The organism is Streptomyces sp. KM273126, from assembly GCF_004337435.2.
GTDB lineage: Bacteria > Actinomycetota > Actinomycetes > Streptomycetales > Streptomycetaceae > Streptomyces > Streptomyces acidicola.
Window position 1 is genome coordinate 4,839,468 of the sequence record NZ_SJXB02000001.1, and the last position, 22,798, is coordinate 4,862,265.

Here is a 22,798-nt window from a genome sequence, read left to right on the forward strand (position 1 = left end):
CGGAAAGCGACAAGGAACCCGATGACCCAGTCCAGCACTGACGTGCGGCAACCGGCCGGCGAACCCGACGACTCCCGGGAGGCACGGCTCGTCGCCGCGCTGTCCCTGGAACAGAAGGTCCGGCTGCTCACCGGCGGCAGCTTCTGGCGCACCGCCGCGGAACCCGCCGTCGGCCTCGGCTCGATGCTGCTGTCCGACGGCCCCTCCGGGGTGCGCGGCGAGTTCTGGGACGAGCGTGAACCCTCGCTCAACCTGCCCTCCGCCACCTCGCTCGCCGCCACCTGGGACCCCGGGTTCGCCGACCGGTACGGCGTGGTCCTGGCCCACGAGGCCAGGACCAGGGGCGTGCACCTGCTCCTCGGGCCCACCATCAACCTGCACCGGAGCCCGCTGGGCGGCCGTCACTTCGAGTGCTTCTCGGAGGACCCGGCGCTCTCCGGTGCCCTGGCCGTCGGCTTCGTACGCGCCGTACAACGGCACGGGATCGCCGCCGTGCCCAAGCACTACGTCGCCAACGACGCCGAGACCGACCGCTACACCGTCGACGTCCGCGTCGACGAGCGCACCCTGCGCGAGCTCTACCTCGCCCCCTTCGAGGCCGCCGTCACCGAGGGCGGGGCCTGGGGCGTGATGTCCGCCTACAACGGCGTCAACGGCGCCACCATGACCGAGAACGACCTCCTGCGCAGCCCGCTGGACGACGAGTGGGGCTTCGACGGCGTCATCGTCTCCGACTGGACCGCCGTGCAGAGCACCGAGGCCAGCGCCCGCGGCCGGCAGGACCTGGCCATGCCGGGACCCCACGGCCCCTGGGGCGGGAAACTGGTCGCAGCCGTACGGGACGGCCGCGTTCCCGAAGCCGCGATCGACGCCAAGGTGGCCCGCCTGCTGCGGCTCGCCGCCCGGGTCGGCGCCCTGGCCGACGGCGACACCGAAATGGCCCACGGCGACACCGGAACCGGCGCCGTAACCGGCGCCGAACGGGCCCTCGTACCGCCCCCGCCGCCCGCCGACTTCGCCCGAGAGGCCGCCGCCGCGGGAGCCGTCCTGCTGCGCAACCACGGCAACGAACTGCCGTGGAACACGCGGGACATCGGCTCGCTGGCGGTCAGCGGCCAGGCCGCCGTCACTCCCCGCACCCAGGGCGGCGGCAGCGCCACCGTGGTGCCCCCTGCCGTCGTCACCCCGCTCGACGGGCTGAGGGCCGCGCTGCCCGACGCCCGCGTCGTCCACGACATGGGCACCGTCATCAGTGACGCCCCCGTCCCGCTGCCGTCGCACACCCTCACCAACCCCGTCACGGGCGGTCCCGGAGTGCGCACCCGGTTCCTCGACGCGGAAGGACGCGAGGTCTTCGCCGAGGACCGGCTGGCCACCGACCTCGTCTGGTTCGGCACCAGCCGCCCGGCCAGTGCCCACACGCTGGAGCTCACCACCCGCTACCGGCCCGAACACGGCGGCCCCACCCGGCTCGCGATCGCGAGCGTCGGCCGCACCACCCTGTACGTCGACGGCGAGCCCGTCGTGGAGGCCTGCTTCGGCCTCGGCGGGTCGGAGCTGGGCGCCGGTCTCTTCGTGCCGCCCACCGCGTCCGGCGAGACCACGCTGGAGGCCGGCCGCGAGGTCGAGCTGCGTGTCGTCCACGACCTCACCTCCCGCGACGCCGGCCGCACCGGCTCGGTGTCGCTGGCCTTCGGGCTGCTGCCCGAACTCGCCGACGCCGATGCCGCCATCGCCCGTGCCGCCGAGACGGCCCGCGGCGCCGATGCCGCCGTCGTCGTCGTGGGCACCACCACCCGCGCCGAGACCGAGGGCCGGGACCGCGAGACCCTCGCCCTGCCGGGCCGTCAGGACGACCTCGTCCGCGCCGTCGCCGCCGCCAACCCGCGCACCGTCGTGGTCGTCAACGCCGGCGGCCCCGTACTGATGCCGTGGCGCGACGACGTGGCCGCCGTGCTGCTCACCTGGTTCCCCGGCCAGGACTTCGGCGGGGCGCTCGCCGACCTGCTGCTCGGCGTCCGGGAGCCGGGCGGCCGGCTGCCCACCACCTGGCCCGCCGAACAGGCCGACGTCCCGGTGCTCGACACCCGGCCGACGGACGGCCGGCTCGACTACGCCGAGGGACTCCACATCGGCTACCGCGCCTGGCTCCGCGCCGGCCGCACACCCGCCTACGCCTTCGGACACGGGCTCGGCTACACCACCTGGCGCCTCGACGAGCTGACGCTGCCCGACGGGATCGGCGCCGGAGAGGACGTGACCGCCACCGTCCGGGTCACCAACACCGGCCCGCGCGCCGGGAAGCAGGTGATCCAGCTCTACCTCTCCCGCCCCGACAGCGCCCTCGACCGGCCCGCCCGCTGGCTCGCCGGCTTCGTCCCCGTCCACCTCGACCCGGGTGCCACCGCCGAGGTCGCGGTGCGGATCCCGGCCCGCGCCTTCGCGCACTGGGACGGCTCCGGCTGGTCCCACGAGCCCGGCGCCTTCACGGCCCGCGCGGGCACCGCGAGCGACGCGCTGCCGCTCTCCCGGGAGGTCCACCTGTCATGACCACCAACCCGACGAACCGGGCCGAGAGCCCACGGGCCGAGAGCCCACGGGCCGAGCGGCCCAACTTCGTCATCATCGTGCCCGACCAGCTGCGCGCCGACGCGCTCGGCCGCTTCGGCAACGACCGGGCCAGCACCCCCCACCTCGACGCACTGGCCGACCGCGGGACCGTCTTCGAGCAGGCCTATGTGCAGCACCCGGTCTGCTCGCCCAGCCGCGCCTCGTTCCTCACCGGCTGGTATCCGCACGTCCGAGGCCACCGCACGCTCACCCACCTCCTCCAGGCCGAGGAACCCAACCTGCTGCGGATCCTCAAGGACGCCGGCTACCACGTCACCTGGGCCGGCACCCGCGGCGACACCTTCGCCCCGGGCGTCACCGAACTCAGCGCCCACGAGTACGGGCACGCCGAGCCGCCCACCCGCCGGCAGTTCGTCAAGGACTACCCCTCCGACACCTGGGCCCGCGCCTTCTACCGGGGGCGGCTGGAGCCCGACGGGCTCACCGACCACGACGAGGCCGCCGTACGGACCGCCGAACGCCGCCTGGCCGAGCCGCCCGACCGCCCCTGGGTGCTGTTCGTCCCGCTGTTCGCCCCGCACTGCCCCTTCCAGGCCGAGGAACCCTGGTACTCGATGCACGACCGCGACCGTGTGCCGGAGCCGCTGCCCGTGCCCAGCGGGCCCGACGCGGGCCACGAGCCCGGCTTCAAGGAGGCGATCCGTCGCACCTACGGGCTCGACCGCCTCACCCCCGAGATGTGGCGCGAGGTCGCCGCCGTCTACCACGGCATGGTCTCCCGCCTCGACCACCACGTCGGCCGCGTCCAGGACGCCGTCGCCGCATCCGGCCAGGCCGACCGCACCGTCACCCTCTTCTTCGCCGACCACGGTGAGTACCTCGGTGACTTCGGGCTGATCGAGAAGTGGCCCTCGGCCATGGACGCCTGCATCACGCGCGATCCGCTCGTCATCAGCGGTGGCGGTCTGCCGGCCGGGCAGCGGTACGAGGGCATGGTCGAGCTGATCGACGTACTGCCCACCGTGCTGGAACTCGCCGGCGTCGAGGCACCGCACCGGCACTACGGCCGCAGCCTGCTGCCCGTGCTGCGCGACCCCGAGCGCGAACACCGGCAGTACGCGTTCACCGAGGGAGGCTTCGCCGTCGAGGAGGAGCCCCAGATGGAACGGCCGGCCTACCCCTACGACCTCAAGGGCGACATCCAGCACGACCGCCCCGAACTCGTCGGCAAGGCCGTCGCCGTGCGCGACCGGGAGTGGACCTACGTCTGGCGTCTGTACGAGCCGCCGGAGCTGTACCACCGCGCCACGGACCCGGGCGAGTCCGTCAACCTGGCAGGTCGGGCGGAGCACGCCGATGTCGAACGCCGGATGACGGACGCCCTGCTGCGCTGGCAGGTCGAGACGGCCGACGTCATCCCGGCCACCCACGACCCGCGCTTCCCGCCGGTCGAACTGCCCGCGCCCGCCGCCCCCGACACCGCCCCCGCATGACCGGCGACCGAACCCGCCCCACCCCCTGGTACGAGGAGGGCGAGGAGCCCGACTACCGGTTCTCGCTCGCCAACGAGCGCACCTTCCTCGCCTGGATCAGGACCGGCCTCGCGCTGCTCGCGGGCGCCGTCGCCGTCGCCCAGTTCGTGCAGCCGTATCCGAACCGGGTGACCGGCGTCGCGCTCGGCGCCGTGCTCGCGCTCACCGGCACGGTGCTGTGCGCCTGCTCCTACGGCCGGTGGCAGCGGGTGCAGCACGCGATGCGGCACAGCAGGCCGCTGCCCATGACCCGGCTGCCGCGACTGGTGGGCTGGGGCATGTCACTGGCCGGCCTCGCCGTGCTGCTGATCGTGCCGGCGGTCCGGTGAACCCGCCGCGCGACCCGGGGCTGCAGCCCGAGCGCACCGCGCTCGCCCGGCAGCGCACGGCCCTGTCCGCGCTCGTCGCCGCCGCGCTGCTGCTGCGCGGCGGCCTCACCGCCGGCGCCCCGCTCCAACTCGCCGCCGCCGTGTGCCTGGCCGTGGCCGCCGCCCTGGTCGCCGCCGTCGGGACGCCACGCCCCGGCACCCGCGCCACCCGCCGCAGGCTGCTCGCCGCCGCCTGGGTCACTGGCCTCGGCGGCTCACTGGCGACCCTGCACCTCCTGACCACCTGACCAGCCCCCACACCCACCCGGGAGACTCCCTTGCGCGTCATCTACGTCGACGTGGACACCCTCCGCGCCGACCACACCCAGCCCTACGGCTACCAGCGGCCCACGACGCCCAACCTCCAGCGCCTCGCGGACCGGGGCGTCACCTTCGACCGCTACTACTGTTCCGACTCGCCCTGCCTGCCCTCCAGGACCGCCCTCACCAGCGGTCAGTTCGGCATCACCAACGGTGTCGTCGGCCACTTCGGCGAGGCGGCCCGCTTCCGTCTCGACTCCGGACACCGGCCCGACCCCTACCGCCCGCTGCTCGGCCAGCGCCTCCAGGACCACGGCTGGTACACCGCCGTCGTGTCGATGTTCGCCGAACGGCACCGCGCCTACTTCTTCCACGGCAACTTCCGCGAATCCATCCGCGCCACCGACAAGATCAACGACGAGGAGGCCCACGAGATCAACGCCGTGGCCCTCGACTGGATCCGCCGCCACGCCGACGAGGACGACTGGTACCTGCACCTCACCTACTGGGAGCCGCACACCGACTACCAGATAGGCCCCGAGTGGGTGCGCCGCGCCGCCGAGTCGGGCCCCGCCCCCGCCTGGCCCGACCAGGAGGCCATCGACGGACACGCGGAGATCTACGGCCCGCGCACCGCCCGCGACCTCCACTACTTCCGCGGCCCCCGCCCGTCTCCCGTACCGCACGCCATGCCCGAAGAGATCCGCACCCGCGCCGATTTCGAGCACCTCGTCAACGGCTTCGACGGCTCCATCATGTACTGGGACCACCACTTCGGGCAGCTCCTCGCCACCCTGGAGGAGCTCGGCATCGCCGACGACACCGCCATCGTCGTCAGCGCCGACCACGGCGAGTCCCTCGGCGAGCAGGGCTCCTACGCCGAGCACGGCCTGGCCAACGAGCCGACCCACCGGGTGCCGCTCGTCGTCTACTGGCCCGGCGTGACCGACGACCTGCCCGACTCCGCGCGGCACTGCGACGCCCTGCTCTACAACATCGACTTCGCGCCCACCCTCTGCGAACTGCTCGACATCCCGGCCCCCGGCGGCTGGCAGGGCGAGTCCTTCGCGCCCGCGCTCCGCGGCGAGGCCATCGTCTCCCGCCCCTACCTGGTGCTCGGTCACGGAGCCCACACCTACCAGCGGGCCGTCCGCACCCGGGACCACCTCTACATCCGCACCTACCACCCGGGCTCCTTCCGCGCCGAGTGGGAGTCCCTCTTCGACGTCACGAACGACCCGCACCTCACCCGCGACCTGCTGGCCGACGAGCCGGAGCTCGCCGACCGGATGCGCGGCCACCTCGCCGAGTGGTGGAACCACTACGCCGGCGGGCCCGGCGCGCTGCCCGACCCCATGCACACCACGCTGCAGACCGGCCCCACCTACTACAACGACCCGGGGCAGTACGCTCAACACCTGCGGGACACCGGCCGCGCCCACCTGGCCGGCGACCTGGAGCAGCGGTTGACGCCGCTGGGCGGGGCCACCCCGGTGTCCTGGCACGCGCCCCACATCCCCGACGTCCGGCTCGCGGGCGGGAAGTAGACGAAAAAGCACATGTCCTCGTCCTGTTGCGGCCCCGACCGCTCCGAAGGCCCGGGCCACCAGCCCCTCTCGCTCGCCGTCCCCGCCCGCCCGCCCGTGGACCCCGCACGGGCGGCGGCGCCGGCGGACGGCCGCCCGGTCAGGCTGCCGGGCGGCACCTTCCTGATGGGCGGCGACGATCGCGACGCCAACCGCGGCGACGGCGAGGGGCCGGTGCGCGAGGTGACCGTCGCCCCCTTCGAGATCGATGCGCACTGCGTCACCAACGCCCGCTTCGCCGCCTTCGTCGACGCCACCGGCTACCGGACCGAGGCCGAGAGCTTCGGCTGGTCCTACGTGTTCGCCAGCTTCCTTCCCGGGGAACTGCGCCGCGTCTCGCCCCGCCCCGAGTCCACCCCCTGGTGGTGCGGGGTCGGCGGCGCCTACTGGGCCGCGCCCGAGGGGCCGGGCAGCGGGCTCGCCGACCGCTGGGACCACCCCGTCGTCCACGTCACCTGGCATGACGCCCAGGAGTTCTGCCGCTGGGACGGGTCGAGGCTCCCCACCGAGGCGGAGTGGGAGTACGCGGCCCGCGGCGGCCTGGAGCGGAAGCGCTACCCCTGGGGCGACGAGCTCACCCCGGGCGGCGAGCACCGCTGCAACATCTGGCAGGGCCGCTTCCCGACCCGGAACACCGCGGAGGACGGCTACGCGGGCACCGCCCCGGTGGACGCCTTCCCGCCCAACGGCTTCGGCCTGCACAACGTGTCGGGCAACGTCTGGGAGTGGGTTGCCGACCGCTGGAGCGCCGAGTTCCACCGCACGGGACCGCGCGACAACCCGACCGGACCGCCGGACGGCCCGGGCCGGGTGATGCGTGGCGGCTCCTACCTGTGCCACGACTCCTACTGCAACCGCTACCGGGTGGCCGCCCGCACGAGCAACAGCCCCGACAGCTCGGGCGGCAACACCGGCTTCCGCTGCGCCCGCGACATCACGGGGTCGTAGCGGCCGAGGTCATAGCCACGGTGGCAGGGGCCCGGCGGGGGAGCCGTCGGCGGTCGTCACGCCCGCGTGGGGGCGGCCGGCGAGATACGCCGTGACCTCCGCCGGGTCGCCGTGCACGACGGGCACGTTCGCCCGGCCGCGCCGGGCGAGGACGTCGTCGCGGAGTTCGGCGAGGAACGCCTCGGGCAGGTCGGCGAAGCCCACGCCGGTGCCCAGGTCGACGGCGTGCACCAGCACCTCCCGGCCGCGCATCCAGGGGGTCTCGCCGGCCGGCACGGTCCGCCCCTGGGCGGTGGTCACCTCCGCCTGCCACTGTTCCCCGGTCAGTTGGGCCATCGCGTCGGCCAGGGCCCGCGCGGACTCGTCGAACCACGCGGCGAGCCGGTCGGCGGGCAGCCGGGCGCCCGCCTCGATGGCCGCGTCGCGCTCCCGCGGCGAGCCGTACATCGGGGTGGGCTCGCCGGTACGCGCCCAGTGCACGAGGTTCCCGATGGCCTCGGCGTTGCCGGCCAGGTGGGCGACGACGTGCCCGCGCGTCCAGCCGGGCAGCAGCGAGGGCGCACCGAGCGAGGTCTCGTCGAGGCCCTCGATGGCCGCACGGCACAGCGCGGTTCCCTCGGCGAGCCAGGCGAGCGTCGTGTTCAGCGTGCGCATCAGGCCTCCTCGGCGAGGACGCGGTTCTCCAGCCGGCCCAGGCCCGCGATCTCGGTGACCACGACGTCGCCGTCCCGGAGGAAGACGGGCGGCTTGCGGGCGTGGCCGACACCGCCGGGGGTGCCGGTGGCGATGATGTCGCCGGGGTTCAGGCGCACCATCGTCGAGACGTAGCGGACCAGGTCGACCGGATCGAACAGCAGGTCACCGGTGTTGTCCTGCTGCATCACCCGGCCGTTCACCGTGCAGCGGATGTCGAGCGCGGGCCGCGGGCCGCCCGCCTCGTCGGCCGTGACGAGCCAGGGGCCCACCGGCGTGGTGGAGTCCCAGTTCTTGCCCTGCAGCCACTCGCGGGTGCGGAACTGCCAGTCGCGGCAGGTGATGTCGTTGAGCACGGTGAAGCCCGCGATGGCCGCCTCGGCCGTCGCCTCGTCGGCGCGCCGGACCTGGCGGCCGATGACGACCGCCAGTTCGGCCTCCCAGTCGAACGCCTCGGTCTCGGCCGGGCGCCGGATGGCGTCGCGGGCACCGATGAGGGTGTCGGCGAACTTGCAGAAGAGGGTGGGGTACTGGGGCAGGTCGCGGCCCATCTCCTTGATGTGCTTCTGGTAGTTCAGACCGACGCAGACCACCTTGCTCGGGTGGGGGACGAGCGTGGCGAACACCGCGTCGGCGGCGGAGTGCCGCGGCCCGTCGGCGCTCGCCGCGTCCGCGAGCCCGCCGGGTGAGGCGAGAACGGCGCCCACGTCGGGCAGGCCGAGGTCGACCAGGTGCTCCTCCTCGACGCGGACCGCGGCGGTACGGTCACCGAGACGGATGGTTGCGAGCTTCACGCGTTCTCCTCGACATGGGTACGGAACAGGTTGAGCTTGGTGAGCACGGGCGCGTCGCTGAACTGGAACAGGTCGAGCGCGCCGGAGTCGGAGTCGGACGGGGACGCCTCGGACCGCATCGACAGCGGCGCCCAGGACGGGACCACGAAGAGATCGCCGCGCTGGACCGACCAGGAGACGTCGCCCACGGTCACCCGGCCGCTCCCGTCGAACACCTGGTAGACCGACGACCCGGTCTCGCGGCGGGGAGCGGTCTCGGCGCCGCCGCGGACGCGGTGGAACTGCGCGCGGATGGTCGGCAGGACGTCCTCGGCGGTGGCGGGGTCGGCGTAGCGCACCAGCGCGTGCCCGGGCTCGACGGTGCCGGGGTGCCCCTCGCGCTCCAGCTCCAGCTGGTCGGTCAGGGCGGCGTCGGTGTCCTCCCAGCGGTAGCGCAGCAGCGGGGTGCCCCGGCCGGGCCGGGCGCGCTCGACGTGCGAGACCGGCACCAGACCCGGGTGCCCCCAGAGCCGCTCCGAGCGGGAGCGCTCGGGTGTCGTGCGCTCCTCGTCGGACAGCTCGTCGCGGCCGAAGTCGAAGAACTGCGCCTCGATGTCGTGCTGGAAGGGGATGTCGAGGCCGTCGATCCAGGCCATGGGCTCGTCGGTCGCGTTGTGGTGCGCGTGCCAGTGCATGCCCGCCTGCGGCAGGAAGTCACCGCGGCGCATGGGCACCGGATCGCGCTCCACGACGGTCCACACGCCCTCCCCCTCGACGACGAACCGGAAGGCGTTCTGGGTGTGCCGGTGCTCGGGCGCGTCCTCCCCGGGCATCAGGTACTGGATGGCGGCCCACAGCGTCGGCGTGGCGTACGGCCTGCCGCCCAGACCCGGGTTGGCCAGCGCTATCGCGCGCCGCTCGCCGCCCCGGCCGACCGGGACGAGCTCCCCGGACCGGCCGGCGAGGTCGAGCAGCGTCCGCCACTCCCACCGGTGCGGCTGCGCCTTCGACCTGGGGTGCTCGGGCATCAGGTCACCGATCCGGGTCCACAACGGCACCAGCAGGGCCTTCTCGAAGCCCCGGTAGAGGTCCAGCAGCCCCGGAGTGACGGGCGGCTGACCGGGTGCGTCCTTGGCGGTCAGCGTGACGGGGGAGACGGCGTTCCGGCCCGGGGTCCGGTCTTGGTCGCTCATACGGGAACCGTGCGTCGCGCGGCCCGCCCGGGAACAGTAGATTCTGCTCAGCAGAACAGTCCGGGAGGTCCGCGCCTTGGCCAGGCCCATGAAGAACCCGCCGGCATACGGCGTCACGAGCGTGGACCACGCGCTGCGGCTGGCGGTGATCCTCCAGGTCGAGGGCCCCCTCACGGTCTCGGAGGCCGCCGAGCGGCTCGGAGTGGCCCGCTCCACCGCCCACCGTCTGCTCTCCACGCTCGTGTACCGGGACTTCGCGGTGCAGAACGCGGACCGCAGCTACCGCGTCGGCCCCGTGCTGGAACTCGCCGCCCAGACACGGTCGGACGTCGCGGAACTCCGGGCCGCCGCCCTCGGCCCGATGCGGGCGCTTGTCGACGTGCTCGACGAGACGGCGAACCTCAGCGTCCGCACCGGCCGGACCGTGCGGTTCATCGCCTCCGTCGAGTGCTCCCAGGCGCTCCGGGTCGGCAAGCGGGAGGGCATGGTCTTCCCCGCGCACCAGGTGACCGGTGGCCTGGTCATGCTCGCGGCCCTCGGCGACGACGAACTGGCCGCGCTCTACGCGCCCGCCCCCCACGGCGGGGCCGAGGAGCGCCCCGATCCGGCGAAGCTGCGGGCCGAGTTGCGCGCGGTCAGACGGAGCGGCGTGGCGCTCAACCTGGAGCGCTCCGAGCGCGGTGTCGTCGCTGTCGGGCGTGGCGTGAGAGGCCCCGGCGGTGACACCGTCGCCGCGGTGGCGGTCTCCATGCCGAGCGTGCGCCACTCCCCGCGTCGGCTGAAGGAGGTCGTCGCGGCACTGACCACCGCGTCCACGGCCATCTCCGCCGCCCTCGAAGCCGGGTCAAAGGGGCAATGAGATGTTCTTGAAACCCTGACTGCCCGGGTGGCGACGGTGTCGTCGGCGCACCGAAACAGGGTGATACCGCCGTGGACACCACGTGTTCTTTTTCGCGAGTCTGGGAGGCGTCGGATACCCGGCCGGGCAGGATCCGGCGCGGAGTCGGCCACTCGCTCCGGCGCCGCCGCCTCGCTCGACTGGGCGGTGATCGGTCGGTTCATCGGAACCGAGGTCCTGGGCGCCTGGGACGGCAAGCGCATGGCGGCGAAGGTCGCCGGGCGAACACCACGTTGATCCGTTGGCGGGCCAGGCGGAGAAGTGCCTGGGTGTGGGTCCTTCCGCGGGCCCGGCGTCGCACCCCCGTGCGCGACGCGTATGAGGCCCGTATCCGAGCCCTGCGATATTGGCGCACATTGATCGGTTGGGGTGTGCCTTTGCAGAGGAGAGTTCGTGGAGGCGAATGGTTCTCCGGGGCCGCGGATCGGTGACGCGTTCGGACGGCAACTCTCGGACGCGGTGCGTTTGCAGCGGCCCGTCACCGCGTTCGTCGAGCGTTCGGACGGACTGATCGTGCCGTCCGGCTCGGCCCAGTGGCTCAACGGAGAACAGGAGTGGCCGTCGGCAGTTCGGGACGCGTTGGCGAGGGCCCGGGGGCCCGTGCTCGACGTCGGCGCCGGCAGCGGCAGGCACGGCGCCTGTCTGGCCCGCAGGTCGATGCATGTGACGGCACTGGACACGTCGGCGCTGGCGCTGGACATCTGCCGGGACGCCGGAGTGCAGGAGACCGTCTGCGGCGACGTGACGGAGCTGGAGCACCAGGTGCGGGGGAAGGAGCCGTTCCGGACCGTGCTGTTTCTGGGCAACAACGTCGGACTGCTCGGTTCCGTCTCGCGCGGCGCGGACATTCTCCGGCAGGTGCACGCGGTCACCTCCGCCGACGCACTGATCATCGCGGAGGGCAGGCGTCCGGTGGCCGGCACCGCGGAGAATCGCGCCTATGCCGAGCGCAACCTCGCGCGTGGCAGGCTGCCGGGCGAGCTGGTGATGCGCCTGCGCTACGGCACCACGGCAACTGACTGGTTCCCTTACCTGTTCTGCGGGCCGGAGGAGCTGGAGCGCATCGCGAGGGGTGCAGGCTGGCACCTGTGCGATGTAGAGGACTTCCGCTACCCGGGCGCTCCGACCGACGCGCCCCAGCTGTCGTACATGGCGGTGCTGCGCAAGCACGACGGGGATGGGTGAACCGGATCAGTACCGGGGGCGAGTGCGGCCCCTGCGGGCTGCTGGAGACCTCGACGGCTCCGGGACCGTAGCCGACGGCACCGGGGTCGTATCCGGTCTCGCCGCCACCGCCACCGCCACCGCCATCTGTCCTGCTCCTGGAATCGGCGCCGCCCCGGGCTGACTCACGGCTCCGCCCGGCGCCCGCGGCCGGCCCCCCCGTCGGGGAGGGGGGCGACGAGTCATGCCCGGGGCCGGGTGCCGGTGATGGACACGCGTTGGCCGTAGCGCCCGTGGGGGAAGTAGTCCCAGACGGCGTGGTGCTGGACGCAGCGGTTGTCCCAGAACACCAGTGTGTTCGGCTGCCAGCGGACCCGGCACTGCAACAGGGGCGTCCGGGCGACGTGGGAGTACAGCATGTCGAGGACAGCCGTGCTCTCGGCCTGGGAGAGCTGGGTGATCTTCGACATGTAGGGGTTGTTGACGAAGAGCAGCTTGCGCCCGGTGTCCGGGTGGCGGACCACGATCGGATGTTCGTTGCGCGGAACGTCGTACCCCGGCGGTGGATTCTGGCCCTTCCGCAGCCAGGGCAGTGCACCGTTGTGGAGGGCGGTCAGTTCCTCCAGGAACGTCTGCATCGACGGCGACAGCAAGTCGTAGGCGAGATGCATATTGGCGAACAGGGTGTCGCCGCCGCTGCCGGTGTCCGGAACACGGGTGACGTACAGCATGGAACCGAGGGACGGCTCGGCGTCGGCGGTGCCGTCGTGGTGCCAGCTGTCTCCGGCTACCCAACGCGATTTCCTGCTCGAACTGATCTCCAGGATGTACGGGTCCGAGCCCTCGGCAGTGAGCGCCACGGGGTGGAGGGGGCCGAAGACTCCGGCGAACCGCTTGTGGTCGTCGGGGTTGAGGTTCTGGTCGCGGAAGACGAGCACGTGGTGAGTGAGGAAGGCGTCCTTGACCTCCTTCTCCTGCTCGGGCGTCAGTTCCTTGGACAGGTCGAGGCCTGATATCTCGGCTCCGAGCAACGGAGTCAACGGGTCGACCGCGATCGTGTCGTACGCCTGGTGCGTCCGGGTTGTCAGCCGCTCGATGGCGTCCAGCGCGAACCGTTCCATGGGTCCTCCATCAGGTGTTGAGCGATCCGTGGGGATCTCGCTTTCGAGACGGCCTGGTTCACGGCGTCAGGACGCGTCGGTCCGGCACAGCCAGCCGTTGATGGCGAACCGGCTGTTCGCATGGTCCCCGCCGGGGCAGCTGACAGGCATGACCTCGTGCAGGGCGGAGGGGAGGAAGAAGACGACGCTGTTGTGGTCCGGGGCGTAGTCCCGGTACGTGCAGTCCTTGCGGCGCAGACCGTCGTGGTGGACGTTCAGCGGCAGGGCGGAGTCGTACATGCGCAGGGCCCCGCCGGTGAACGGGGCCGGGCTGCGGTGGAGGTAGTACACGAAGGTCACCACACGCTTGGCGGCCGCCAGGCCGCTCGCCACGTCATGGGGGCTGACGTCCTGGTGGGCGCGGTAGAAGTCACCGTCGTTGTGCACGTTCAGCGTGAAGGCCGGCCGCGTTCCGGCGCAGGAGACGCCGAGGACCTTCTCGACCTGGCCGACCACGGCGTCGATCGCGGTCAGCAGTTCCGGAGCGGAGAAGCCGCGGTGAGCGAGAGAACTCCGCGTGCGCGTGTCCAGTTGGTTCCCGCGCACGCGCGCGGGGAGCAGGTCGTGCCGTGGGGCCGATACGGCGCGTTGCAGCAGCCCTTCGGCCGTCGGGGCGGGCAGAAAGTCCGTGATGCGGCAGACCTTTGTCGCCGACTGCCATATCGCATCCGGGCTCACCGGCGCTTCCAACGCCGCCGTGGTGTCGACCGCCTCGGTCATCGCATTCCTCCGCACCTCTTCGCATTCAGCCGGTCCGTATTTCCGTATTTGTTGAACCGGCCGTCCGTACAGAACGCGTCCGTACAGAACACAGTCGATGAATGGCGAATTTAGTGAGGTTATGGATGATGCGTCAATTGCTTTCGCTCATGACGTGCAGGGCGCGTATGCCGTTCGTATCCGTCGCTGACGCGGAATGTACGTGCGGGGCGCGTATGTGTTTCGTACAGGCGGCGGCAAGACTCGACACATGCCTCCGCCGAACGGTGCGAGAATTCCAGATCTCGCCATAGTCAACCCATTCCTCGAACGGTTGGGCCTGGGCAAGCTGTCGCCGGACCGGGTGGTCACGCATCCGGGACGGCACCGGAAGTGCTCGGGCTTCACCACCAGCGGGCGTGGAGTGTTCGTCAAGCAGCTGAACGAGTCCCTCGGCTGCCCGGCTCCGGGCGTCGGGAGGGCCAGATCGTTCGAGGCACTGCGGACGCCCGGGTTGTCCGGGGCCGCCCTGCTGGGCGCTGACGACGACCGCAACCTGCTCGTCTTCGAGCTCATCGAGGATGCCGAGCCGGCGGACCTGCTGGCTCGTGAGGGCCGGTTCGATTCCCAACTGGCCCGTCGCCTGGGCGAGATGACGGGCGCCCTGCACGAACTGCCGGCCCGCCCGGAGAACGCCTCCATCGACACCTCCCCCTCGCGGTACCCGCCCCTGGAGTCCCTGGAAGGGCTGACGCTCACGCAGTACCAGGCCGCCAGTTCGGCCGTGCTCCAGGGATGGCGCCTGGTGCAGCAGGACGAGGAGGTCAAGGAGGCGCTGCGCGCGATGCGCCGCGACGAGGACACGTCCCCGAAGGTGCCCACGCACGGCGACTTCCGGCTCGACCAGGTCCTCGTCGCCGACGGACGGACACACATCATCGACTGGGAGGAGTTCCGCCTCGGTGACCCGGCCCACGACGTGGGCATGTTCGTCGGGGAGTGGCTCTACCTGGCGGCCGACCGGGCGGCCCGCGGACTGCACACGGGGCCCGTGGGCGATTCCGGGACCGTGCTCGGTGTAAGCCGTGAGGAGGTCATCGACCGGACCACGGTCGAGTTGCGGGCGATACAGCCCATGGTGGGGGAGTTCTGGTCCGGCTATCGGTCGGTGCGCCCGGCGGTCGATCCCGATGTGCCGCGCCGGGCCGCCGCATTCGCCGGATGGCACCTCTACGACCGGATGTTCAGTGTCGTGGCCAAGATGATGGTGCTCAGCATGACCCAGTACGTGGCCAATGGCATCGGGCGCAGAGCGCTGCTCAAGCCCGGTGAGATCGCCAGGCTTCTGGAGATTGGGTGAGGTCGATGTCGCAAACAGGTGACCTGCTGCTGCCGGAACTCGAGAGCGCCTTGGAAAAGGTCGAGTTGCGGTCCGACGGAATGTCCGCCCAAGTTGACAACCACAAACTGGAGGCAAACAGCCCGCGACATCTTTCGGTCCTGCTCCGATGGAGTCTTTACGATTTCCTGCATTCCGGGCGCAGGCCGGACACCTACAAGTCCAAGGACGTCGTCCGGGACGCCGGCCTGGAAGCCGAACTCACCCGGGTCATGCCACACCAGCACACGGTCACCAGCGCTCGGGTGGACGGACGCAGGGGCGGTGAGCTGCTGGCCTCCGTCGACGGCACGCGGGTATGGGTTTCTGAGGACCGCAGGATCGCCGACGCCCCGGGGGACGGCGAGGTGGTCTACCTGTCGATGCCGGCCGCGCGTCCCGCTCTCTCACCCGGCTTCTTCCTCGCCGACGGCAGCCGTGGGCGCTCCGTGCGCAAGCCGATCCTTCGCGTGTACGTGCATGTGCGGAGCATCGAGGCGGTGCCGGGTGTCTGGGCTGCGGCCTTGCGCTGCCTGGAGGACAAGGGCGTCACCTACCGCGCCAAGGTGGCCTCCTCCCCGCTCCTGCTGCCGCGTCGTGACGCGTTGGTGCTCTTCCTGGGCCCGGACGGCTGGGACGCCGCCCTGGACATCGTCGACGCACTCGACGGGCTGCCGGGTCTGGGGGACGAGGCTTCCGTGTTCGCGCGGCGGCTCGCGCCGGGAGTGTCGATGGCGTGGCATCCCTTCGCCCGGCGGTCGCGTGGCCCGTCCGGACTCAGCTTCGGCCAGCACCGGGCAACGGCCGTGGCTCAGGGGCTCGTCGACCACGCCACCGGGACCCACCGGGGCTCTCGCAGCGAGGCCGTCGCGGACGCGTTGCGGGAGGCGGGGATCGACCCTGCCGCCCCGTTCCGCCACGAGGACTCACCGGAACTGGACTTCGCCCGTACGGACCCCCGGCCCGCGCGGAGCTGACGGACGGACCGGACGGCACCACAGAGGAAAGGGAGGAGCATGGGCGGGTTTTCACCGGAGCTGGCGGCGGGCGTGCGCGCACTCGTCTCTCCGTACGGCGTCGTCTCCGAGGTGCTGCCCGGAGCACCTGTCCGGGGCCTGACGGGGCTGTACCTTGCCTCGGCCAGGGTGAACGGTGCGCCGGGCGTCGAACGGCCCGAGGAGTTCCGCGGCTCGGGCCGCAGCCTGGCCGGTCCGGGTGGCGCGGAGCTGATCGCCGTCGCCGAGGCCGCCGAACGCTACGCGGGCGCCGACTTTCCCGGCAGCGGGGAACGATGGGCGACTGTCGCGGAACTGGACGGGCCGGTGCTGGACATGACGGCCGTGCCCCGTTGCTCGGAGACCGAATACGCGAGCGGTCACTGCCCGGTCGTACCCTTCCGGGCCGATGAGCCCATCCGATGGCAGCGGGGGCTCGACATGGCCTCGGGAGAGGCGGTGTGGGTGCCGTCCGTGATGGCGCGTCACGGCATGCGCCGCCTCGCCCCTGCGGAGCGCTTCTGGAACCGCATCTCCACGGGCTACGCGGTGCACTCCGACCCGGCCGAGGCCCTGCTGCGCGGTCTGTGCGAGGTGTGCGAGCGGGACTCCGCAGCGCTCGTCTGGCTGCAGATGCTGCCGCTGCCGCGCATCGAGTTCACGCGTCCCACAGCGGAGCTCTCCGCACTGCTCGCCCACTGCGAACGGCACTTCGTCACGACGCACTTCTATGACGCGACGACGGATATCGGAGTGCCTGCCGTCTACTGCGTGCAGGTCGCCGAGTACGACGACTCCTGCCGCCGCTCGGTCGGTTGCGCCGTCGGCCACGACCTCACCGAGGCGGCTCAGAAGGCCCTGCTCGAAGCCATTCCCGCGCGTGCCGTGTTCCATCGCCCCGATCCCGGCGCGTACGCCCTGGTCATGGCCGGAGCGCAGGTCATGGGCAGGCCGGAGCGGCGGCACGCCTTCGACTTCCTGCTGGAGCAGAGCCGCACCCGCCGGGCCGAGGACGGTACGAGCCTGCCCCGGCATGCGGGTCAGGCCCTGGCGCAGGTGGTCGGCGCCCTCTCGGAGCGGGGCATGCGGGCCGTGGCCGTCGACCGGACCACGCGCGAGCTGGCGGCGGCGGGACTGACGGCCGTGTGCGTGGTCGTACCGGGGCTGCAACCCCTGACCTTTCACCGGTACGGGCAGTACCGGGCCCATCCGCGCCTGTACTCGGCGCCCGTTGCCATGGGATGTCCCAGCCGACCGGAGGAGGAGTTGAACCCGTGGCCCCAGCCTTTCCTGTGATCGCCACCGGAGCCTTCGGCGAGCGGGTCGGCCGATTGCTCACCGAGACCCGTCCCGGAATCGAGGTGCTCTCCCCATCCGAACTCCGGTACGCCTTCCGTGAGTTCAGCGGCCTCGTCGTCCTGGCCGCCTGGCGGCCCGAGCCCGCGCTCTGCGAGGAGATCGACTCGCTGGCGCACGACGCCGGACGGAGCTGGCTCCCGGTCGTCCTGGAAACCGCGGCCGTCCGGGTCGGCCCTCTGGTCCGCCCTCCGTACGCCCCCTGTTTCGGCTGCTACCGGCGCAGGCGCAGCCAGCACGACCTCCAGGCGCGGACGACCTCGCTCCTGACGGACCGTTACGACCGCGATCCGCACTGCGGACCCGGTGGATTCCTGCCCCACCATGCCAGGGCGGCAGGCTCCGTCGCGGCGGCGTACGTGGACGGCGCGCCCGGCACCGGTACGGGGCTGGTGAGCACCATTCGGCTCCGGGAGTGGGGTGTCGAGGCACACCGCGTCGTGCCGTGTCACGGCTGTACGCGCTGCAGTGTCCGCGGTGCCCCGGACGCGGGTCTGGAGCGCCTCAGAGCGGTTCTGCCGGCTCAGCCGGTTCCGCAGGCTCCGCCCGCCCGGTCGCCGCGTCGTGATCCCTCGGAGGCGCTGTGATGAGCGGGGGTGCGCCGGCTTCGGGAGCCGTGCGGGTCGGTGGTCGGGCACGTCCTGCCCTCTGCCGTGGGCTGGTGCTCGTCGACGCTCCCGGGGGGCTCGTACTGGAGGGCGGCCCGCACCGGATGCTGTTGAGCGGCGAGGCCGCCTCCGGATTCGTCCGTGCGCTGCTGCCCCTGCTGGACGGACGGTACTGCCCGGACGAACTGTGCGCCCTGCTCGCCGTCGAGCCCGCCGACCTCACCCAGGCGCTGGAGCTGCTGGACGACTGGGGCGTACTGGAGTCGGGCAGCACCGCGCAGGAGGAGAACCTGGGGGAGGACGTGCCGGAGCAGACCGTCACGTACTACTCGCGCACGGCTGCCCTCACGGGTGGGCACGCGTCCGGTGCGTCGGTGCTGGGCGAGCTCTCCCGGTCTCATGTGCTGCTGGTCGCCGAGGAGCCGCTGACGCGGATGCTGGCGGAGGACCTGACCGCCGGCGGGGTCGGCAGGGTGTCCACCGGAGGCGGCGTTGGAGTCGGCGGCGGAGTCCCCCAGGGCTGCGACCTTGTCGTGGTCGCCGACCGGCCCGGTGCTCCGGGGCGCCTGGAGGACTGGGTGGCCACGGCCTGGGCGGACGGCGTCCCCGTCCTGCGGCTCGCGACGGGAGACGGCGGGGTCGAGGTGGGACCACTGTTCTGGCCGGGCGAGTCGGCGTGCGTCGGCTGCTTCCGCCGTGGCGGTGGGGCCGTGGGCGTCGAGGGCGGCGCGCGGGCGCTGTTGGCCTCGGCCGCGGCCATGGAAGTGCTTGCCGTCCTCGCGCGGACGACGCCGGTGACGACCCTCGGCGCACGGGTGCGCACCACCACCGCGGGCGATCGTACGGAGCGTCACCTCTTCGCGCCCGACCCCTCGTGCGAACTCTGCGGGGATTCCTGCGGCGGGGATTCCCAAGGCGGGGCGGTGGACGACGCCGTACGGTTCATCGAGGCGTATGAATGGCACCTGGCGCTCCCGCCCGGTCGGCTGATGCCCGCACCGCGTCTGCTCGCTCCCCGGCGTCAGCAGATGCGACAGGCGTCCCGGCGCCGCGTCACGCTGCACACATCGCCCGGGGGGCGGCTGCAGGGACGACCAGGCCCACCGTCGCCCCGCCGGCCCGACGGGCACCCCGGCGCGGGCGATCCGGTTACGGCACTCTCGGCGCTTCTGCCGCATACGGCGGGCACGACCGCCGCGTACGGCGCCGACCGGGGCCCGGACGGGGCAGATGGAGCGGACGGGGCCGACGAGGCTGGCGGGATGGACAGGCCGGATGAGAACAGTCCGGTCTCCGTCAATGCCTACGTCCTGGCGGACCTTTCTTGCCTCGACCTGCCCGGACAGGTCTTTCTGTACGACGAGGCCGGCCACCGGCTGTTGTCCGTGCGAGCCGACTCCCCGCCGTGGAGACCTGCCGTGCTGTCCTCCGGGCCGGATGTGGCCTGCCTGGATGCGGTGATCGTGCTCGTCGCGGACGCCGGTCCGCTCGCCGCGGAGTTCGGGGACGGTGCCCGGCGTCTGGCGCACCTGGATGCCGGAATCGCGGCGATGCGACTGGCATCCGCGGCACGGGAGCTCCGGATCCCGCTCTCTTTTGAACTCGGCTGGAGCGACCACCTGCCGGCGGTCCTCGAACTCGACCCGACGAGAGAGAGCGTGGCTGCGGTGGCCGGACTGCTGGGCGGCCCGGGAACAGAGGCGGTGCACGGATGACGCCGCCGTCGATGGCCGACGCGGTCGCCGCGGTGGAAAACGCGTGCCGTAGCGCGCGGTCCGCCCCGCGTCGGGAGCCGGAGCGCCGGCACCGGGCGGACGAACCCGCGGCCGTCGTACGGGAAGTGGCGGCTGCGCTGCAGACCGCGTTCCGGTTCCACAGGCTGGCGGTACCGGACCAGACTCCGTACGGGATCGTCGCGGTGACGGGCCACGCCGGACCGGGCGTGCCGCGCGCCGCGTTCGCCACGGTCGACGCGGTGGCACCGTTCGAGGCGGAGTCCTCATGGACAGGGGTTCTCGCCGACGCGTGCCCGGACGTGGGGTGGCTCTTCCTCGTCTGCGCCGATTTCGGGAGAATGCGCGGCCCGCGGGCCGGTGCGGTCTACCCGGAACTGCTGGCGGGGGCCGGAGCTCTCGCACACGCCCTTCGGCTCGCGGTCTCCTGCCCGCGGCGGGGTACCCGGATCCACACCGGCAGCCACCGTCCCGTGACCTCGGCCGTCCGACGCCCGCATCCGGGGATGCGCCATCTGGTGACCGTCTCCGCCGGCCCTCTCGATGGGAGCCCCACATGACAGCAACAGTTCCCGCGGGCGGAGCGCCCCATGACACCGAACCCGTTGTCGCAGGGCACCCGGATCCCCTCTTCATCCTCTCCCCGCCCCGTTCGTTCTCCACGATCACTCTGGCCCTCCTGGCGGGGCACCCGCGGATCTTCGGCTTTCCCGAGATGCTGGTCTTCGCCAACGAGACGGTGCGCGATCTCGTCGGCGAGGACGGCACGGAGGCGGAGCGGTTCCCGCCGGAATACCGCAGGACCCGCTTGAGCGGGGTCTGCCGTGCCATCGCCCAACTCCACGAGGGTGAACAGACGGCGGAGGCGGTCGCCCGAGCCGAAGAGTGGCTGAGGGAGCGCCCCGACTGGCCGATGCCCATGATCCTGGATCACCTGCTGGATCTGGTCAGCCCGCAGGTCGGGGTGGAGAAATCGCCCGACACGGTGGCCACGGACGACTCCCTCGACCGGTGCCTGCGCAGCTATCCGAGGGCCCGCTATATCCACCTGACGCGGCACCCCGTGACGACCCAGCGCTCGATGCACAACCAGAACCAGCAATACCTCACGCACCGGAAGGTGCGCGTGGTCGGAGCCGCTTCTTCCTGGTACCTGTCACACCGGCGGATCATGCGGACGCTCGGCGAACTGCCGCAGCGGCAGTGGATGCGGGTCCGCGGCGAGGATCTGGTCAACGAGCCCCGGGTGTGGCTGCGCCGGATCCTCGACTGGCTCGAACTGGAGAGTGACGAAGCGGTCATCGACCGCATGGTGCACCCCGAGTCGTGGTTGTTCGCCAACAACGGCCCTACGGGTGGGCTGTTCGGAGGCGACCACAAGTTCTTCAGCGCCCCTGACCTCAGGCCTGTCCCGGATCCCGGTCCGGTGACATTCGACCCGGAATGGGACTTGCCGGAGGAGATGTGCAGACGAATGGCGGTGCTGGCACACGAATTGGGCTACTGAGCCCGCCCGTAAGAGAAAGGAAATTCCGGTGACGAGTTTCCGGTGGTTTTCACCGGTCAGGTCTCCGCCCCGAGGCGGAGGTGTCCGACCGGTCCGAGATGAAAAGAACAGAAAGGAGATTTTCCGTGTCCAGGTTCACGATTCGTGATGTGTCCGAGTCCGGCTGGGAGTCGCTCGTGGTAACGGCCCTGATGGGTATCGAGGAGAGCCCGGGTTGGACCGACTGCTGGCCGACCGGTGGTACCAGCGGCGTGTGCTGCACCACATCGCCGGCCGCGCCCGAGCCGGGCATCTGAGTGCCTCGGGCAGCTGAGTGACAACGCACTGAATGGAGCGCGGTATTCCGGATTTCGCAAGATCGGGAATATCGCGTTCCGTTCTCTGTTCGCGGTGCCGTGACAAGGGGACGGCAAGCCGATGGCTAGATCTTGCTGCCAGGGTTGGGGCCGTCGGATTCCCTTTGTCAAAGCGGCGCGCCGGGCGATTCGGGGCGGCAGACGAACTGGGAGTTTCGCGAACAACGGGGAGGTTGTTTTGATGTCAAGTTCCTTGACGTTCCAGATTCTTGGTGTGGTGGAAGCCCGGATCGGCACGGATTTCGTCCGGCTCAGCGGGAAACAGCGGTCTTTGCTGGCAGTGCTGTTACTTCAGGCCAACTGCACGGTGACCAACACGCGCCTGATGGACGCGGTGTGGGGGAGGCCGCTGCCCGTGGCCCCTGAGACGCGGGTGCGCACTCTCGTCTCCGAACTGCGACGATCACTGTCCCGTCACGGGTTCGACGGTATCCAGACGAAGCCGTCGGGATACGTGATCCGCGTCGAGGACGGCCAACTCGACCTGAACGTCTTCCTCGCCATGGTCCGGCAGGCGCGGGAGGCGGTGATCAACGGGGTTCCGGGCGCGGCCCTGAACGCGTACGACGAGGCCCTGGCCCTGTGGCACGGCACCGCCCTCACCGGGGCGAGTGGTCCGTTCGCCGATGCGGAAACGGCCCGCCTGGAAGAAGTCCGGCTGACCGTCATGGAGGAACGCTTCGGCGCACTGCTCCAACTCGGGCGCCCCGCCGAGGTGGTGACCGACCTGAGCCGGCTGGTCCTTCTCCATCCCTTGCGCGAGGGCCTGCACGCCCAGCTCATGACCGCCCTCTACCGCTGCGGACGCCGCAGTGAGGCGCTGGATCTGTACCGTTCGCTGCGCAGCCGACTGGTGCAGGAGCTGGGCATGGAACCCCTCACCGAACTGCGCAATCTCCAGCAACAGATGCTCAGCAGCGAGCCGGTCCCGGACCTGGCACTGCAGGACCAGCTCACCGGTCCGGCGCACGCGCGGCGGCGTTGAGGACGCAGAGGACTGACAGGACTGACAGGTCTGA

22 protein-coding genes and 1 pseudogene are annotated in these 22,798 nt (G+C 71.7%); 18 read left to right on the forward strand and 5 right to left on the reverse strand.

The features are described 5' to 3' along the window. Positions 1-21 precede the first annotated feature (21 nt). Genes E0500_RS20675 through E0500_RS20700 form a run of 6 tightly spaced genes read left to right on the forward strand, consistent with a single transcriptional unit; the run spans position 22 to position 7,266 of the window. Entirely contained in the window at positions 22-2,550 is a 2,529-nt protein-coding gene (locus E0500_RS20675; protein ID WP_131565535.1) for a glycoside hydrolase family 3 protein, read from the forward strand. Continuing rightward, positions 2,547-4,064, forward strand: coding sequence for a sulfatase-like hydrolase/transferase (locus tag E0500_RS20680; RefSeq protein ID WP_181587073.1), 1,518 nt, complete (start codon positions 2,547-2,549; stop codon positions 4,062-4,064). The genes E0500_RS20675 and E0500_RS20680 overlap by 4 nt, the downstream gene beginning before the upstream one ends. Further along, positions 4,061-4,432: a YidH family protein gene (locus E0500_RS20685; RefSeq protein ID WP_181587074.1), complete on the forward strand. Its 372-nt coding sequence runs from the start codon at positions 4,061-4,063 to the stop codon at positions 4,430-4,432. The genes E0500_RS20680 and E0500_RS20685 overlap by 4 nt, the downstream gene beginning before the upstream one ends. Beyond that, entirely contained in the window at positions 4,429-4,719 is a 291-nt protein-coding gene (locus tag E0500_RS20690) for a DUF202 domain-containing protein (RefSeq protein WP_131572294.1), read from the forward strand. Before E0500_RS20685 ends, E0500_RS20690 begins: the two co-directional genes overlap by 4 nt. 30 nt (positions 4,720-4,749) lie before the next feature. Further along, entirely contained in the window at positions 4,750-6,279 is a 1,530-nt protein-coding gene (locus E0500_RS20695; protein ID WP_131572295.1) for a sulfatase, read from the forward strand. Positions 6,280-6,291: 12 nt separating this feature from the next. Then, positions 6,292-7,266: a formylglycine-generating enzyme family protein gene (locus E0500_RS20700; protein ID WP_181587075.1), complete on the forward strand. Its 975-nt coding sequence runs from the start codon at positions 6,292-6,294 to the stop codon at positions 7,264-7,266. A gap of 9 nt (positions 7,267-7,275) precedes the next feature. On the opposite strand, the gene E0500_RS20705 is transcribed toward E0500_RS20700, so the two are convergent. The 3 genes from E0500_RS20705 to E0500_RS20715 are packed head-to-tail and all read right to left on the reverse strand — an operon-like array spanning position 7,276 to position 9,925. Then, complete coding sequence (locus tag E0500_RS20705; protein ID WP_181587076.1) at positions 7,276-7,920, reverse strand: maleylpyruvate isomerase family mycothiol-dependent enzyme; 645 nt, start codon at positions 7,918-7,920, stop codon at positions 7,276-7,278. After that, positions 7,920-8,753, reverse strand: a complete 834-nt coding sequence (locus E0500_RS20710) for a fumarylacetoacetate hydrolase family protein (protein WP_131561542.1) — start codon at positions 8,751-8,753, stop codon at positions 7,920-7,922. The genes E0500_RS20705 and E0500_RS20710 overlap by 1 nt, the downstream gene beginning before the upstream one ends. Next, complete coding sequence (locus tag E0500_RS20715; protein WP_131561544.1) at positions 8,750-9,925, reverse strand: cupin domain-containing protein; 1,176 nt, start codon at positions 9,923-9,925, stop codon at positions 8,750-8,752. Before E0500_RS20715 ends, E0500_RS20710 begins: the two co-directional genes overlap by 4 nt. A 76-nt stretch (positions 9,926-10,001) precedes the next feature. Between E0500_RS20715 and E0500_RS20720 the strand changes: the two genes are divergently transcribed. The 3 genes and pseudogenes from E0500_RS20720 (at position 10,002) to E0500_RS20725 (ending at position 12,008) form a co-directional block, all read left to right on the forward strand. Beyond that, on the forward strand, positions 10,002-10,784 hold the full coding sequence (locus E0500_RS20720; RefSeq protein ID WP_220140559.1) for an IclR family transcriptional regulator: 783 nt from the start codon (positions 10,002-10,004) through the stop codon (positions 10,782-10,784). Positions 10,785-10,910: 126 nt separating this feature from the next. Continuing rightward, positions 10,911-11,060: pseudogene (locus E0500_RS43955) on the forward strand (sulfite exporter TauE/SafE family protein); the annotation flags it as partial. A 156-nt stretch (positions 11,061-11,216) separates the two neighbouring features. Further along, on the forward strand, positions 11,217-12,008 hold the full coding sequence (locus E0500_RS20725; protein ID WP_165934922.1) for a bifunctional 2-polyprenyl-6-hydroxyphenol methylase/3-demethylubiquinol 3-O-methyltransferase UbiG: 792 nt from the start codon (positions 11,217-11,219) through the stop codon (positions 12,006-12,008). Between the two features lie 221 nt (positions 12,009-12,229). Here the strand turns inward: E0500_RS20725 and E0500_RS20730 are convergent, their stop codons facing one another. Both E0500_RS20730 and E0500_RS20735 read right to left on the reverse strand, forming a co-directional pair. Further along, positions 12,230-13,108, reverse strand: coding sequence for a TauD/TfdA family dioxygenase (locus E0500_RS20730; RefSeq protein WP_131561554.1), 879 nt, complete (start codon positions 13,106-13,108; stop codon positions 12,230-12,232). 66 nt (positions 13,109-13,174) lie between these two features. Then, positions 13,175-13,867, reverse strand: a complete 693-nt coding sequence (locus E0500_RS20735; RefSeq protein WP_131561556.1) for a 2OG-Fe(II) oxygenase — start codon at positions 13,865-13,867, stop codon at positions 13,175-13,177. A 250-nt stretch (positions 13,868-14,117) separates the two neighbouring features. Between E0500_RS20735 and lxmK the strand changes: the two genes are divergently transcribed. The 9 genes from lxmK to E0500_RS20780 all read left to right on the forward strand — a co-directional run bounded on the left by lxmK (position 14,118) and on the right by E0500_RS20780 (position 22,764). Continuing rightward, positions 14,118-15,206 carry a class V lanthionine synthetase subunit LxmK gene (gene lxmK / locus E0500_RS20740; RefSeq protein ID WP_165934923.1) on the forward strand — a complete coding sequence of 363 codons (1,089 nt, stop codon included), beginning with the start codon at positions 14,118-14,120 and terminating at the stop codon, positions 15,204-15,206. Between the two features lie 5 nt (positions 15,207-15,211). Continuing rightward, positions 15,212-16,201, forward strand: a complete 990-nt coding sequence (locus E0500_RS20745; RefSeq protein ID WP_131561560.1) for a T3SS effector HopA1 family protein — start codon at positions 15,212-15,214, stop codon at positions 16,199-16,201. Between the two features lie 39 nt (positions 16,202-16,240). Beyond that, entirely contained in the window at positions 16,241-17,515 is a 1,275-nt protein-coding gene (locus E0500_RS20750) for a YcaO-like family protein (protein ID WP_131561563.1), read from the forward strand. Beyond that, a complete protein-coding gene (locus tag E0500_RS20755) occupies positions 17,494-18,162 on the forward strand; it encodes a TOMM precursor leader peptide-binding protein (protein ID WP_165934924.1) in 669 nt (222 codons plus the stop codon). Before E0500_RS20750 ends, E0500_RS20755 begins: the two co-directional genes overlap by 22 nt. A gap of 74 nt (positions 18,163-18,236) precedes the next feature. After that, complete coding sequence (locus E0500_RS20760; protein ID WP_131561567.1) at positions 18,237-19,898, forward strand: hypothetical protein; 1,662 nt, start codon at positions 18,237-18,239, stop codon at positions 19,896-19,898. Beyond that, positions 19,895-20,476, forward strand: coding sequence for a hypothetical protein (locus E0500_RS20765; protein WP_165934925.1), 582 nt, complete (start codon positions 19,895-19,897; stop codon positions 20,474-20,476). The genes E0500_RS20760 and E0500_RS20765 overlap by 4 nt, the downstream gene beginning before the upstream one ends. After that, positions 20,473-21,423 carry a sulfotransferase gene (locus tag E0500_RS20770; RefSeq protein ID WP_165934926.1) on the forward strand — a complete coding sequence of 317 codons (951 nt, stop codon included), beginning with the start codon at positions 20,473-20,475 and terminating at the stop codon, positions 21,421-21,423. Before E0500_RS20765 ends, E0500_RS20770 begins: the two co-directional genes overlap by 4 nt. Before the next feature lie 125 nt (positions 21,424-21,548). Beyond that, on the forward strand, positions 21,549-21,719 hold the full coding sequence (locus E0500_RS20775) for a hypothetical protein (protein WP_165934927.1): 171 nt from the start codon (positions 21,549-21,551) through the stop codon (positions 21,717-21,719). A 241-nt stretch (positions 21,720-21,960) separates the two neighbouring features. Then, on the forward strand, positions 21,961-22,764 hold the full coding sequence (locus E0500_RS20780; RefSeq protein ID WP_165934928.1) for an AfsR/SARP family transcriptional regulator: 804 nt from the start codon (positions 21,961-21,963) through the stop codon (positions 22,762-22,764). Positions 22,765-22,798 lie beyond the last annotated feature (34 nt).